This is a genomic window from Streptomyces sp. NPDC055140 (assembly GCF_053607285.1).
Map to the genome: position 1 here is coordinate 1 of NZ_JBSGTG010000061.1, position 13,410 is coordinate 13,410.

A 13,410-nucleotide genomic window follows, 5' to 3' on the forward strand; every position below is an offset into this window, starting at 1 on the left:
CCCGCTACGAGAAACGGGCCTACATCTACCTCGGCACCGTCACACTCGCAGCACTCCTGATCTGGCTCCGTACATGATCCGAGAAACAGTGCCTAAAGCGTCAGTCCCACCAGAGCGCAAGGAGAAGGTGCCGTTGGGCCGCGACTCGGTATTAGTCGCGAAGAACCGGACCGCGCTGTCGGCCTCGAACCTGACGCGAGCAACGCCTTGCCCGCGCCCTGTGCAGCGGTCGGCGGTGCCGCCTGCCGCTCGCCCCGGAGCGGGTGCGGGTCAGGCGTCCAGGCGGCGCTTGGCGAGCCAGGCGACGATCTCCGGGTCGTGGTGGTCGAAGAACAGGGAGCCGCCGGTGTCGAGGGTGGCGATCTGGCCCATCTGCTCGTCGGTGAGCTGGAAGTCGAAGACGTCGATGTTCTCGGCCATGCGGTCGGCGCGCACCGACTTGGGGATGGCGATGACGCCGCGCTGGGCGAGCCAGCGCAGCACGACCTGTGCTACCGACTTGCCGTATTCGTTGCCGATCTCCGCCAGCAGCGGGTTGGTGAACAGGTCGTTCTTGCCTTCGGCGAAACCGCCCCAGGACTGGATCTGCACGCCGTGTTCGCGCATGAGGTCCTGGTAGTCGGCACGTTGGAAGAACGGGTGGGTCTCGATCTGGTTGACCGCAGGGGTGATCTCGTTGTTGGCGATCAGGTCGATCAGGCGGTCGGGATAGAAGTTGGCGACGCCGATCGCCTTGGCCGCGCCCTCGCGGTTGAGTGCCTCCATGGCGCGCCACTGGCCGTAGACGTCGCCGTAGGGCTGGTGCATCAGGTACAGGTCGAGGTAGTCCAGTCCCAGCTTGGTCAGGGACGTCTCGAAGGCGCGCTTCGTGTTGTCCTCGGCCGAGGCGTCCTGGACCCACAGCTTGGTGGTGACGAAGAGGTCGTCGCGGTTGATGCCGCTGGACTTGACAGCGCGGCCTACAGCTTCTTCGTTGCCGTAGGCCGCGGCGGTGTCCAGCAGGCGGTAGCCGGCGGCCAGCGCGTCGGACACGGCGCGTTCGGTGTCCTCGGCCGGGATCTGGTAGACGCCGAATCCGAGGAGCGGCATCTCGACACCGTTGCTCTAGGTCACGTACTGCATGGGGGAATGTTCCTTTGCTGGAGGTTGGCTGGGGGGGTTGTCAGGGGGTGATGAGGGCCTTGAGGACCTGGCGGTCAGCCATGGCCCGGTAGGCGTCCGGGGTTTGGTCGAAGGTGAACGTCCGGTCGAAGACGCGGCCGGGGGCGATGGTGCCGTCCAGGACGTCGGGCAGCAGCTGCTCGATGTAGGCGCGGGCAGGGCTGGCGCCGCCGGTGAGGGTGATGTTGCGCATGAATTCGGCGGGTCCGATCGGCCCCTGCTCGTACTGCGGGACGCCCAGGCGGCTGATGGTGCCGCCGTCCCGGACCGCACCCAGGGCGGTGTCGAGGGCCTGGCGCGTGCCGACGGCCTCGATCACCTTGTCCACGCCGCCCGTCAGCTCGCGGATGCGGGCGATGCCCTCCTCGCCGCGCTCGGCCACCACGTCCGTGGCACCGAACTCGCGGCCCAGACCGGTGCGCGCCTCATGGCGGCCGGCGAGCACGATCCGCTCAGCACCGAGCCGCTTGGCGGCGATCACCGCACACAGGCCGACCGCGCCGTCACCGACGACCAGCACCGCGTCCCCGCGCGCGACGCCGGCAGTGACCGCTCCGTGGTGCCCGGTGGTCATCACGTCGGACAGCGCCAGCAGCGACGGCACCAGCGCGGAGTCGGCGGCCACTGGCAGTTTCACCAGAGTGCCGTCCGCGTACGGGACACGGACGGCTTCGCCCTGTCCGCCGTCGACGCCGTCGAACCCGTACCGGCCGCCGTTGCGGCACGAGATGTGCAGGCCCTTGGCGCAGTAGTCGCAGGTGTTGTCGCTGTAGGTGAACGGCGCGACGACCAGGTCACCGGTCTTGAACCCGGTCACGTCCGCGCCGGCCTTCTCGACGACGCCGAGGAACTCATGTCCCATGGGGCGGCCGGTGTCGGTGGTGGGCATCGCCCCGTAGGGCCACAGGTCGCTGCCGCACACACATGCGGCCACCGTGCGCACCACCGCGTCGGTGGGCTTGACGATCTTCGGGTCGGGCCGGTCCTCGACGCGGACGTCTCCGGCTCCGTACATCATGGCTGCACGCATGAAAGGTGTTACTCCAAACGAGGGGCGGGCTGGCGCTACCAGGGGCGCGCCGTACCAGGGGCGGGATCAGCGTTCGAGCATCTGCGCCTGTGTCTCGGTGTGTGTGTCGCCTGCGGCGGGCGGCAGGCTGCTGAGCTTGTGGAGCTGCTCGCCGGTCAGCGTGATCGCTTCGGCGGCGGTGTTCTCCTCGACGCGGCTGACCCGCTTGGTGCCAGGAATCGGGGCGATGTCGTCGCCCTGGGCCAGCAGCCAGGCCAGCGCCACCTGCGCGGGCGTGGCACCGACCTGCGTGGCCAGGGCCTGCACCTCGTCGGCGATCACGAGGTTGCGCTGGAAGTTCTCGCCGGAGAAGCGCGGATTGTCCCGCCGGAAGTCGGAGGCGTCGAACTGGTCGGTGGAGCGGACGGTGCCCGTCAGGAATCCGCGGCCCAGCGGGGAAAACGGCACCAGGCCGATGTTCAGCTCCCGCAGCACCGGCAGGACGCGCTCCTCGATCCCCCGGGTCCACAGCGAGTACTCCGACTGCACCGCGGTGACCGGCTGGGCGGCGTGCGCGCGGCGGATCGTGTCCGGGCCCGCCTCCGAGAGCCCGAACGCGCGCACCTTGCCCTCGGTGATCAGCTCGCCGACGGCGCCGGCGGTCTCCTCGACCGGCGTGTCGGGATCCACCCGGTGCTGGTAGTAGAGATCGATGTGATCGGTGCCCAGCCGCTTCAGGGAGCCCTCGACGGCGGTGCGGATGTTGGACGGACTGGAGTCCAGGTTCCACGCCCCGTCCCCGGCGTGGGAGACCAGACCGAACTTCGTCGCCAGCACCACTTGGTCACGGCGACCCTTCAGGGCCCGGCCCAGAAGCTCCTCGTTGGTGTACGGGCCGTAGATCTCGGCGGTGTCGATGAGCGTGACACCCAGCTCCAACGCCCGGTGCACGGTCCTGATCGACTCCGCCTCGTCGGTGCCGGAACCGGTGTAGCCGTGGGACATCCCCATCGCCCCCAGTCCGATCCGGGAAACCTCCAGGTCACGCAGCTTGATGTAGCGCATTTCGCCCTCTTCGGTTCGTGGCGTCGCCCGGCACCCTCACTCGCGCCTGACCAGCCAGATCGTGCCTGCGGCGGCTCTGGCGGCGGCCGGGGTACCGGCGTCTTGCTCCTTCACCTTCGCCTGGATTGCGCCCCCGTGGCAGGGCGGGCTCTTCGGGGGTAATGACAGGGCCCCCCTCTCGCCTGCCCGTCGGGGGATCAGCGGGTGAGACTGGAGGCATGGCATCCGAGAGCGCGCACAGCGAGGGCGCCGAGCTGGGCCGCTACCTGCGCGCCCGCCGCACCCAGACCAGCCCCGAACACGTCGGCCTCACCGTCGGCACCGGCATCCGCCGCACCCCCGGCCTGCGTCGCGAGGAGCTGGCCACCCTCGCCGGCATCAGCATCGACTACTACGTCCGCCTGGAACGGGGCAAAGAGACCCGCCCCAGCCCCGCTGTCCTCGACGCGCTCGCCCGCGCCCTGCACATGGACGACCAGGAGCACCAGCACCTGCGCGAGCTCGCCGCCCGCTACACCCCCGAACCGCCGCCCGCCCCCAGCCGCACCGTGCGCCCCCACCTCAAGCTGCTGCTCGAATCACTGCGCCCGAACCCGGCCTACGTCATCAGCCGGAGCATGGACATGCTCGCCTGGAACCCCGGCGGCCTCGCCCTCTACGCGGGCCTGGACGACTGGCCGCTAAAGCAGCGCAACCTCGCCCGCTACCTGTTCCTGCACCCCGCAGCCCGCGACCTGTTCACCGACTGGGACCGGCAGATCACCGGATGCGTCGCCCGCCTGCGCGCCATCGCCGGCACGGCCCCGGACGCCCCCGACCTCACCAACCTCGTCGGCGAACTCCTCCTGAAGAGTCCAGACTTCGCGGGCCTGTGGGAACGCTACGAAGTGACCGGGCGCAAGCCCGCACACAAGACGTTCCATCACCCCCAAGTCGGCACGGTCACCCTCACGTCGCAGTCGCTGCACGTGGAAGGCACCCCCGGGCAGCGCATCGGTGTCTACACCGCCGAACCCGGCACCCCCGACCATGACGCCCTGCTCCTGCTCGACATGACCGCCTCCGCCACGACGCCGAACACAGCAAGTCAACCGAGTTGACCCCCGCTCGCGCTGACCCGATGCTGTCGTCCGGCCGCCACGCACAACTGGCTGCTGCGCTGCCGTTCCCGCTTTCGCGGATGGCACTCTCGGCTACTTGCCGGAGTGCTGCCTGGTACGCCTCGGCGTTGCCCGGCTCCTTCCCGCGGGTGCATCAGCAGGGTTGTCGACAGCAGGGTTCCTGGCGCGATGCCCAGGCAGCGAGCGGCGGAGACGCGAGGTAGGCGCCTCCCGATCCTTGCTCGGCCGGCCCGGAACCAAGGGGTGCTCGATCGAGTTCATGATCTGCCCCTCCCCCTGACCTAGAGCCCTAGATCCAAGGCCAGGCACGAGTAGTAGTTCCACGAGCGTTCAGGGTCGTACGCGGCGTTCGCCCCGACGCGCGCCTCGGCCTCCACGTCCTCGGTCATGTCCTCGAAACGGATCCGCGCGGGGAGCTTGCCGTACCGCGCACGCCGTGCCGCCGTAGCGGCTTCGGCGTCCATCACGACTGCCTTGTCCATGGTCCGTCCCCATCTCATCAGTCGTCGATCGCGACCCCGTGTACTGCCTGGATGACAACCAGACTGCACCTCCCTTCGTAACCTGTCAAGAGGGTTACTTCACTCCACGGCACCCTTGACAGGCACACATGACGTGATCAAGCTAGTCACCATTCCAACCGGTGACCCACATGTAAGGCATCGGACTTCCACACCCCGCAAGAAGTCAACAACCATGTCAGTCAGCTACACCGGAAACGTCACCGTCAGCGGCGAGGGTCGCAACGGAGGCCGCGTCCGCTCCAGCGACGGAGAGCTCGATGCCCCTCTCCCGATTCCCAAGGAATTCGGCGGCGCCGGCGGCGCCACCAACCCCGAGCAGCTCTTCGCCGCGGGCTGGGGCGCCTGCTTCCTCGGCGCCGTCCGCCGTGCCGCCGCCCAGCGCAAGATCGCCCTCAAGAGCACGGCCATCACGGTCAACGCCACGCTCACCCGCGGCGAGGACGGCGAGTTCAACCTCAGCGCCGTCCTCAACGTCGAACTCGGGGGCGTCGACCAGTCAACCGCCGACGAACTCGCCCACGCCGCCCACCAGCTCTGCCCTTACTCAAAGGCGACACGCGACAACATCCCCGTCATCATCAACGCCACCACCGTCTGACACCCCCGGAGGAAGAAAGAACATGCGCCTGGGTCTGGCCCTCCCCACCTTCGGTACCGACGCCCACGCGGACGGTGTCATCACCGTCAGCCGCACCGCGGAGGACCTCGGGTACGACTCTCTGTGGACGGGGGACCGGATACTCGCCCCCCGCTCGCCGAGCTCGCCCTATCCGAGCCAGGACGGGGTGATGCCGCGGATCTACGAGAACCACATGGACCCGCTGACGAGCCTGGCCTTCGCCGCCGCCCACACCAGCCGCGTCCGGCTGGGCACCAGTACGCTCAACGGCCTGTGGCACCCGCCCCTGATGCTCGCCCGGTCGTTGACCACCCTCGACGTGCTCAGCCGTGGCCGGCTTGACGTCGGGTTCGGTCTCGGCTGGATGCCCGAGGAGTACGCGGCCGTGGGGGTGCCCTGGGAAGGCAGGGGCGCCCGCCTCGACGAGACGCTCGACATCGTGGAGACGTACTGGGCCGAGGACGAATTCGCCCACCGGGGAAAGCTGTTCACCGTTCCGGAGACCGTCGTCGGACTGAAGCCCGAGCAGCGGCCCGGTCCGCCCATCCTGCTCGCCGCGTTCAGCCCGGCCGGGTTGCGCCGGGTCGCCCGGCGGGCCAGTGGCTGGCTGCCCGTGGCCATGCCGCTGCCCCGCCTCATGGGTATGTGGAAGACGATCGTCGATGAGGCGGAGGAAGCGGACCGCGACCCCGCCGGGTTGCGCATGGCGCTGCGGGTGAACCCGGCCCTGACGGACGTCGAGGCCGAGCCGGAGCAATTCCCTCGGTCCGGAACGCTCGGCCAGTACATCGACTACGCGCGTGCCGCTGCCGAGGCGGGCGTGCACGAACTCTTCATCGATCTCGGGCAATCGCCCGCGTCCCTCGACGAACGTATCGACATAGCGGGCCACTTCATCGCCGGCGTACGGAAAGGCTGACAGAGGCCGGTCAGTCCTGCTCCGCCCAGGGCACCCCGAGGAGGTCCCGTGCGCTGTGGCGACCGAACCGGCAGCGCTGCTGCGTCACGAGCGGCTCGGGTTCACCGCGGACCTGCGCATCGACGTCAGGCCAAGACAGCTGATCCCCTCGCCGCTCGTGTCCCCTTACAGGAGCAACACGGCGGGCCGCCGCTCTGGTGCACGGCGTCGTGACGGCCGCATATGAGCCCGCGGTCCCGTTTCCCCCGACGAACGAGGAGGGTACCGCCCTCTCGAGTCTCTCGTCGTGGACAGCTTCGCGGCGCTTCAGCACGTTCGGTCTACGGTGGATCTCCTGCTGACCGACGACGCCAGCTCTCCCACCGAAGGTGACATCCCGTGACGAGAGTCGCATACCAGGGCGAATACGCATCCAACTCGGCGACCGGTGCCCAGAACCTGTTCCCCGGATGCACGGAGCTTCCCTGCACGAGCTTCGAGCAGGCTCTGGACGCGGTGACGCTCGGCTCCGCCGACGTGGCGGTGATCCCCGTCGACAACTCGGCCGCCGGACGCGTCGCCGACGTGCACCATCTGCTGCCGGAATCGGGCCTCTTCGTCATCGCCGAGTACTTCCTCGCCATCCACTTCGACCTCGTGGGCGTCCCCGGAGCCTCGCTCGACCAGGTCGAGTACGTGCGCAGTCATGTGCACGCGCTCGGCCAGTGCCGGAAGGTGCTGCGCACGGGGGGCTGGCGCACGCTCGTCACCGACGACACGGCGGGCGCGGCCCGTGAGGTGGCGGAGCTGGGCGATGTCCGGCATGCGGCGCTCGCCCCGCCCGCTGCGGCACGACACTACGGTCTGGAAGTGCTGCAGGACGGAGTCGAGGACGACCCGGACAACACGACGCGCTTCGTCATCCTCTCCCGCGACGCGGTCTTCGCCCCGGTCACGGACGAGCCGACGATGACGAGCCTGTTCTTCGCCGTACGGAACATCCCCAGCGCCCTCTACAAGGCCCTTGGCGGCTTCGCCAGCAACGCGGTGAACCTGACCAAGATCGAGAGCTACCAGATGGGCGCCGGTCTCAACCCCAGCTGTTTCTACGTCGAAGTCGAGGGACACCCCGACGAGCCCGGTGTCGCGCTCGCCCTGCAGGAGCTGCGCTTCTTCTCCTCCGAGGTCCGCGTCCTCGGCGTCTACCCGGCGCACCCGCACCGGCTGCGCGAGCGAACCGCCTGAGGCACCGCGACACGGCGGCCGTCTTCATGTGAGCCCGGCCCGGGCAGTCGCCCGTCAGGCCGTGGCGCCGCCCTGGCGCGCCCGGTAGGCAGCGGCCTTGACCCGGTTGCCGCAGGTCCTCATGGCGCACCACTCGCGCCGGTGGCCTCGCGAACGGTCGAGGTAGACCTGGGTGCACTCGGGGCGGGCACACTCCCGCAGCAGCGCGCCCTCGTCGCCGCCGAGAATCTCGACCGTCTCCCGCGCGAGGGCCGCGAGGCCCTGGGAGACGGACCCCGTGTGCACCACTCCGTCCGGCCCGAGCTGCGCCTTCACCGGCAGGCCCGTGGCGTGCCGGTTCAGCTCGGCGACACCGGCGGCGCGCAGGGGCTCGGCCGCGAGGCGCGCCGCCACCAGCGAATAGACCACCTCACGCAGGTCGATCGCGGTCAACAGGTCGACCTCGTCCGCCTCCGGAGGCGCATCGAGCATCTTGGACTCGACAAACCAGTCGTCGAGCAGGTCGGGCGTGGCAAGCTTCTCTGCCGGTGCGGCATTGCGGCGCGCACGCAGAGTGCCGACGAAGTCGAGTGGGAGCGTCCCACAAGGGAATGCATGGTTCACGTCACCATATTGACCGGTGACTGACGAATATGCAATGCCCCGGCCTGCTCCCCACAATTCTCGGGCGATCCACACACGTCGCGCCCGAGGCGGCTCGCAGTCCCCGGAGCGCGTTGCACCGACGGGACTTGTCCGTACCCGTCGGCACTCCGAGGATGCCAGCAGTCTCGTGGACGGTCCGGTCGCACAGGTGGATGTGGACCAGGGCCGCACGAAGCTCGGGTGACAGCCCGAGCAGCCTGCCATCACCACGACACGGTCTGCCCGCAGCGAGCCGGTGACGAGGGAATCGTCGACCCTGTCGATGCCATGGCGCCGAACGGCGGATCCTCGGGTGGGCTCCCACCACTTCGCTGCGCACGTGCGGTTTGCGGACTCAGTCGATGACCAGGTGGCGATTGACGGGAGCCAGCCGCGGCCGGGACTCTCCATCCCCACGAGAGGTCGATATTGCGCCAGGCCCGGACCGCGGTCACCTGGAAGGGTTGGCCATGGGTCCATGACCTTCTGAGCCGTCCCGAATTCTCTCTTTTTGATGCCGTCGACGGATGCCGGACCCGGCCGGCCGTCGACACATGCGCGGCGGAACTTATGCGCCACATGTCTTGCAGATGAGGGAGCCGGGCGCGTCAGGTCACATGTGCGTTCCTCTATGTACCTGGCTCGCCCGAGAGGTACGTTCGGGTCAGTGCACAGATCAGCGCACGACAACCAGAGACAGATACATTGCCGCCGAGCCGGCGTCGACATTTCTCGCCGCACACGAATGTGTTCGGAAGAGAGGGCATACGCCCAGGCCGGCGGAGAAGGCAGCCTCTCGCAGGCCTCGGTGGGCGTCACCGCCCTGAGTACCATGTGTGCCACCCATTTCAATCCAAGGGAGAGTGAACCGGTTGTGCCCAGCCAATCAGCCGAGACGCTCCGGTTGCGGTACGTCGAGCAGGCCGCGTCGGACCTGAAGGAGAACCGTCGCCGGCAACGGGAACTGTCCGAGAAGCTCAAAATGTTGAAGCAGGAGGAAGCGCTCCTGACCGACATCCTGAGCCTCACGGAGCGCCTCCACGACCTCGCGGAGGCACCAGCGCTGCCTGAACAGGCCCAGGACGAAGCCACGTTCACGCGGCGGCGCCCCTCCGGCAAACCCGCGACCGCTTCTGCCGGCAAGGCCCGTCGCCCTGCCGCGACGCGGTCGGCCAAGAGCTCCGGCAAAGCGAGCACCCAGGAGAGGCAGCGCCAGCCCCTGCTCGGGGAGCTCCTGACGGAGCTGCTCGCAGCGTCCGACGAGCCCCGTCCGGCGAAGGAACTCCGCGACGACCTGCTGGAGAAGCACCCGGACAGGGCACCGACCCCACAGGTGGTCCGCAACGCCCTTGAGGCTCTCGTTGCCAAGGGCCGTATCCGGCGCCACAAGCAGCACCGTTCAGTGATGTACACGCTCGTGAAGCCGGACGCGCAGTAACTGCGACGGCCCGGACAGATCCGCCAATCCCTCCCTCGAACATGGCCGGTGCCGCGAAGGCGCCGACCATGTTGCGTCGTCCGACCACCCGCTGAGGCGGGGCCGAGGCTGAGGTCGACGTGGAGGTCGACATATCTCGACGGGACACATGACCATCTCCGGGTGTGACTCCCACTTGAGCACACTCACACCCGCCCTGACGCGGCAACGCCAGAGACTGCGGGCGGTGACGTCGCGCTGGGGCGTGGTCGCGCGGATGTCGAGACCGGCGGTGCCGTCGTTACCCTCGGCCACCAAAGCGTCGGTCACACTCTGCACGTACAGGCGCAGTCGGCGTCCGCGCAGCGCCGTGCGGGCACACGTGATCGCAGCCTTGCGGACCGCCGCCGGGTGCGCAGGGGCGGTCAGGCCCCTTGCTCCAACGGTCCGATGAGGGTGCCGGTGGCGACCTTCAGCCTGCCCTGAGCGAAGGACGTGCCGGGGATCTGCCCGTCCGGGGCCTGGAGCGTGAACGATGCCTCGTCCGCGGAGACCTGGCGGGCGTGGTTGGGGACCTGGATGTCGAAGTGCACCGGGTGGCCGGGGCCGAAGGTCACCACGGCGCGCTGGTCACCGTACTGGCCGACAGTGATCCGGGTCTGCGAGCCGTGGTCGGAGAACCGCACGCCGTTCGGAGAACCGGCCAGTTCGCACGGGTCGTACCCGCGCGGCGCCCTCAGGGTGACGCGGTAGTGGTGGTGCCCCGCGCTCGCGGGCGCCTCGGTGATCTTCGCGGTGTGGTTGGCCGGACGGCATGCCGAGGGGGCGGTGCCGCTTCCGGTCGAAGGGGAAGCCTGCGCAACTGCGGGGGCCGCGGCGGCAAGCAGCACGGCGACGAGGGTGACGGCGGTCTTGCGGTTGGTACGCATGAGCAATCCTTGCCTAGCTCGATGGCCCCGCGGGTGCTCTCCAACGGAACCATGGTCGCTATATCCAATGCCCCCTCGCACCCTCCGGGAATGTCCCAAGATCGTCACGGCCATGACGGCAACCGCCGCACGACGGTGTCGGGCCGGCGGCCGCCCGGAACGCCCGGCCACGAGGTCGTCGCCCGCCCCCGGCGCCCGCTGCGCTGCAGTGCCCGGCAATGGAAGGCCGGCGATCTGACCGGTTGCGGTACGTGCCACGCCGACGACATCGCCAGCGCATGCCAGCGGGTGGGAGAGGCTGACGGTGCTCGTCGCCACCCGGCTCAGGGCGCGCTGTGCCCACCCCGACCACATGATGCACGGAGGGTTGTACCCCAACCCTCTGGTCAAGGTGAGCAGGGCGTCAGCCGTCCAGGCGTCGGCCAGTCCCTGATCGCCACTGGCAGACGGCGATGTCAGCGGCAGCTGCCAGGATGATCGTCATGACTCACACCACGGGCGTGGTCCACCAGAACGCGGCGGATCTCGCAGAAATCCTTCTCACCCACGGCGATGCCGAGCTGGACCGGCCATTCACGATCCTGATGCACAAGGAGGAGAACGGCCTGGTCGAACGCCGTGAGGCCCTGCGGCCGATCTACGAGGCCATCGTGGCGCGCGTCGGCCGGCCCACGTTGCTGGGCGGCACCGCACATGGGCCCAGCGTGCGGTGGAGCAACCGCGAGCGGACACTGCTGCTGTCCGGGGACCACGGCGTAGCGACGCTGTCCGCGCACCAGGCAGAATCGTTCGCCCGGGACGAGTTCTGGAGCTTCGACTCGGGCCGCCAGCCCTACGCGTGGCAGCTGGACCGCCAAGGCCCCGGCCACGATCACGGCTGGACCTTCAACGGACACGCAGCAGCAGACGACTGGGCGTCGGCCGAGGAGCGACTGGCAGGGATGCTCGCCTCCTGGGCGGAGCACATGCCCGTACAGGCCCCCGGCGACTGGGCGGGCTTCAAGCTCCGGGCGTCCCGGGACCGGGGGCGCACCATGATCGTGTCCTTCAATCCGTCGGACACGGACCGCGAGTTCCACGTCGCCATCGAGGACCGAGATCACGAGCAAACGCCCGAGCGTGCAACGGAGATGTGCGCGAGGGGCTGGCAAAACGTGGACGAACACCGATGGTGGCGCACCACGCTGCCCGAGACGGACCCGACGGCAGCCGCCGCACTGGCGCGAGTGGTCGTCACCGATCTGCGGGCCCGCGGCACCACGTGCCCGGACGAAGTGACCGCCTGGGACATCAGTGCCGGTGACGACGGCGAACTGTGGGTGCCCGGCATCGGGGTCGACGTGCATCCGCGCCGTGGAGAGCACTACTAGGCGCTTGCAGTCTCTGTGCAGCGGACGACTGCGACCCTGAGGCCCGTCACAGTCCCGTCCTCCGGGCAAGAGGCCGTCTGACCTGCGACTTTCCTGCGGGACCGGAAACGGGACTACAGATCGTGAGGATGTTCAATCCCTGGTGGTCGAGGCCGCCCTCCGCCCCCCTGCCAGGCGTCGCGAAGGATGCCAGTCGTACCTGTAGCGCAGCCGCACCACCATGCCCGGCGGCAAGGCCAGTTGGGCGGCGCACATCAACCAGTACCCGTGCCGCCAACCCCACCACATCACCAACGGGGCGGCTGCAGTCACGGCGATGGACGCGAGCGCCGCCGCTGCGTCGCGCACGCGGAGCGAGGCACGGTGCTGCTCGCCGAACCCATGGAACATCGCACGCAGCGACAGCCGCACGGCCGCCCGCCCAACTGCCCAGACGGCAAGCATGGTCGAGATCGCCAGCCCGGCGTCTGCCAATAGATGTGCCCTGCCATGCCGGCAGTCTGCGAACTCATGCCGCCGCGCGCATGAACCGACGTACTCAATCCGTCATCCGCCGGCTACTCATGCGTCCATGGTGGCCACAACCCGCATAGCCCATCGACGATTCCATGTCGCGTACACCGCAGAGGGCATATGGCGGCTGTTGAAATCGACAACCTCGCCGATGCCGCCCTCAGCGAGGTAACCCCCGCGGTCGAGCACCGGCTCAAGCAGCTCCGGTACCGGGCGGACATGATCGACGACTGCCTGGCCGGCGCCGGTCTGTCCATCGCCGCGCAACCGTCAGAAGCTGCCGAAGAAGCGGTGCCACCAGGTGGGTCGCTGAACGTGCCAGGGCAACTGGCTCGGCCCGGCGTACTCGCACTCCATCAGCTCCTCGGGAACGATCGCGTACCCGAGGTCGGCCAACGCTGCATTGACCTTTTCCAGATCCGCAGCGTCCAACTCACCCTCGGCTTGCGCCTCCCCGGTGCCGAGGAAGGCGCCAGGGTTGTCGGCGCAGACCAGCGCCAGGGAACCGAACTTGCTCACGCAGACGACGATTCGGGTTCCGCACACAGTCACATCTGCCGGTACGGTGACCCTCCCGTACTCACTGGAGTCCTGCGTGTCCCGCTCACTGACACATGACGTGGCGAAGTCGTCCTCAAGCCGTGCCACGAGACCGTTGAACAGCGTGCCGGTCTCACCACGGTCGTAGTGCCGGGGCCGCTCCAGCCACTCTGGATCGTCGAGCTCGCCCAGCAAGGCCACCAGATCCGCTTCGTGTTTCGTCACGCACAGATCTTGGCGGATCAGCGGCAGACCTCACCAGCCCGAGAGTGCTCATCCAAGTTCAGCGTGCTCTTGCGAGGAACCCCGGGGGTTCACCCCCGGGAGGAATCGCATCCTGTGGTGGCGATGCGCAGCATCGCCGCGGCAACGGGG

At 68.7% G+C, this 13,410-nt stretch carries 13 protein-coding genes; 6 read left to right on the forward strand and 7 right to left on the reverse strand.

Going from position 1 to position 13,410, the window contains the following annotated elements; all coding sequences use genetic code 11:
• Positions 1 to 270 precede the first annotated feature (270 nt).
• From ACWFR4_RS45710 to ACWFR4_RS45720, 3 genes are all read right to left on the reverse strand, one after another.
• On the reverse strand, positions 271 to 1,089 hold the full coding sequence (locus ACWFR4_RS45710; protein ID WP_453657536.1) for an aldo/keto reductase: 819 nt from the start codon (positions 1,087 to 1,089) through the stop codon (positions 271 to 273).
• A 73-nt stretch (positions 1,090 to 1,162) separates the two neighbouring features.
• Complete coding sequence (locus tag ACWFR4_RS45715; protein ID WP_453657538.1) at positions 1,163 to 2,191, reverse strand: zinc-binding dehydrogenase; 1,029 nt, start codon at positions 2,189 to 2,191, stop codon at positions 1,163 to 1,165.
• Between the two features lie 66 nt (positions 2,192 to 2,257).
• Positions 2,258 to 3,235, reverse strand: a complete 978-nt coding sequence (locus ACWFR4_RS45720; protein ID WP_453657540.1) for an aldo/keto reductase — start codon at positions 3,233 to 3,235, stop codon at positions 2,258 to 2,260.
• A gap of 218 nt (positions 3,236 to 3,453) precedes the next feature.
• On the opposite strand from ACWFR4_RS45720, the gene ACWFR4_RS45725 reads away from it, so the two are divergent.
• A complete protein-coding gene (locus ACWFR4_RS45725; RefSeq protein ID WP_453657542.1) occupies positions 3,454 to 4,335 on the forward strand; it encodes a helix-turn-helix transcriptional regulator in 882 nt (293 codons plus the stop codon).
• A 302-nt stretch (positions 4,336 to 4,637) separates the two neighbouring features.
• Here ACWFR4_RS45725 and ACWFR4_RS45730 read toward each other — a convergent pair whose 3' ends face one another.
• Positions 4,638 to 4,838 carry a hypothetical protein gene (locus tag ACWFR4_RS45730; RefSeq protein WP_453657544.1) on the reverse strand — a complete coding sequence of 67 codons (201 nt, stop codon included), beginning with the start codon at positions 4,836 to 4,838 and terminating at the stop codon, positions 4,638 to 4,640.
• A 214-nt stretch (positions 4,839 to 5,052) separates the two neighbouring features.
• Here ACWFR4_RS45730 and ACWFR4_RS45735 point away from each other — a divergent pair, with 214 nt between their 5' ends.
• The 3 genes from ACWFR4_RS45735 (at position 5,053) to ACWFR4_RS45745 (ending at position 7,642) form a co-directional block, all read left to right on the forward strand.
• On the forward strand, positions 5,053 to 5,478 hold the full coding sequence (locus tag ACWFR4_RS45735; RefSeq protein ID WP_453657546.1) for an organic hydroperoxide resistance protein: 426 nt from the start codon (positions 5,053 to 5,055) through the stop codon (positions 5,476 to 5,478).
• A 22-nt stretch (positions 5,479 to 5,500) separates the two neighbouring features.
• On the forward strand, positions 5,501 to 6,418 hold the full coding sequence (locus tag ACWFR4_RS45740) for a TIGR03619 family F420-dependent LLM class oxidoreductase (protein WP_453657548.1): 918 nt from the start codon (positions 5,501 to 5,503) through the stop codon (positions 6,416 to 6,418).
• A gap of 378 nt (positions 6,419 to 6,796) precedes the next feature.
• On the forward strand, positions 6,797 to 7,642 hold the full coding sequence (locus ACWFR4_RS45745) for a prephenate dehydratase (protein WP_453657550.1): 846 nt from the start codon (positions 6,797 to 6,799) through the stop codon (positions 7,640 to 7,642).
• A gap of 54 nt (positions 7,643 to 7,696) precedes the next feature.
• Here the strand turns inward: ACWFR4_RS45745 and ACWFR4_RS45750 are convergent, their stop codons facing one another.
• A complete protein-coding gene (locus ACWFR4_RS45750; protein WP_453657554.1) occupies positions 7,697 to 8,245 on the reverse strand; it encodes a CGNR zinc finger domain-containing protein in 549 nt (182 codons plus the stop codon).
• Between the two features lie 895 nt (positions 8,246 to 9,140).
• On the opposite strand from ACWFR4_RS45750, the gene ACWFR4_RS45755 reads away from it, so the two are divergent.
• Positions 9,141 to 9,704: a hypothetical protein gene (locus tag ACWFR4_RS45755; protein WP_453657556.1), complete on the forward strand. Its 564-nt coding sequence runs from the start codon at positions 9,141 to 9,143 to the stop codon at positions 9,702 to 9,704.
• 404 nt (positions 9,705 to 10,108) lie between these two features.
• Here ACWFR4_RS45755 and ACWFR4_RS45760 read toward each other — a convergent pair whose 3' ends face one another.
• Complete coding sequence (locus tag ACWFR4_RS45760; protein ID WP_453657558.1) at positions 10,109 to 10,612, reverse strand: DUF4232 domain-containing protein; 504 nt, start codon at positions 10,610 to 10,612, stop codon at positions 10,109 to 10,111.
• Between the two features lie 482 nt (positions 10,613 to 11,094).
• Here ACWFR4_RS45760 and ACWFR4_RS45765 point away from each other — a divergent pair, with 482 nt between their 5' ends.
• On the forward strand, positions 11,095 to 11,982 hold the full coding sequence (locus tag ACWFR4_RS45765; RefSeq protein WP_453657560.1) for a hypothetical protein: 888 nt from the start codon (positions 11,095 to 11,097) through the stop codon (positions 11,980 to 11,982).
• 783 nt (positions 11,983 to 12,765) lie between these two features.
• Here the strand turns inward: ACWFR4_RS45765 and ACWFR4_RS45770 are convergent.
• Complete coding sequence (locus ACWFR4_RS45770; RefSeq protein ID WP_453657561.1) at positions 12,766 to 13,236, reverse strand: hypothetical protein; 471 nt, start codon at positions 13,234 to 13,236, stop codon at positions 12,766 to 12,768.
• Positions 13,237 to 13,410 lie beyond the last annotated feature (174 nt).

Excerpts from the sequence above, each read along its gene's own strand:
- ACWFR4_RS45710 (WP_453657536.1), bottom strand. The coding sequence starts at position 1,089 with ATGCCGCTCCTCGGATTCGGCGTCTACCAGATCCCGGCCGAGGACACC.
- ACWFR4_RS45715 (WP_453657538.1), bottom strand. The coding sequence starts at position 2,191 with ATGCGTGCAGCCATGATGTACGGAGCCGGAGACGTCCGCGTCGAGGAC.
- ACWFR4_RS45720 (WP_453657540.1), bottom strand. The coding sequence starts at position 3,235 with ATGCGCTACATCAAGCTGCGTGACCTGGAGGTTTCCCGGATCGGACTG.
- ACWFR4_RS45725 (WP_453657542.1), top strand. The coding sequence starts at position 3,454 with ATGGCATCCGAGAGCGCGCACAGCGAGGGCGCCGAGCTGGGCCGCTAC.
- ACWFR4_RS45730 (WP_453657544.1), bottom strand. The coding sequence starts at position 4,838 with ATGGACAAGGCAGTCGTGATGGACGCCGAAGCCGCTACGGCGGCACGG.
- ACWFR4_RS45735 (WP_453657546.1), top strand. The coding sequence starts at position 5,053 with ATGTCAGTCAGCTACACCGGAAACGTCACCGTCAGCGGCGAGGGTCGC.
- ACWFR4_RS45740 (WP_453657548.1), top strand. The coding sequence starts at position 5,501 with ATGCGCCTGGGTCTGGCCCTCCCCACCTTCGGTACCGACGCCCACGCG.
- ACWFR4_RS45760 (WP_453657558.1), bottom strand. The coding sequence starts at position 10,612 with ATGCGTACCAACCGCAAGACCGCCGTCACCCTCGTCGCCGTGCTGCTT.
- ACWFR4_RS45765 (WP_453657560.1), top strand. The coding sequence starts at position 11,095 with ATGACTCACACCACGGGCGTGGTCCACCAGAACGCGGCGGATCTCGCA.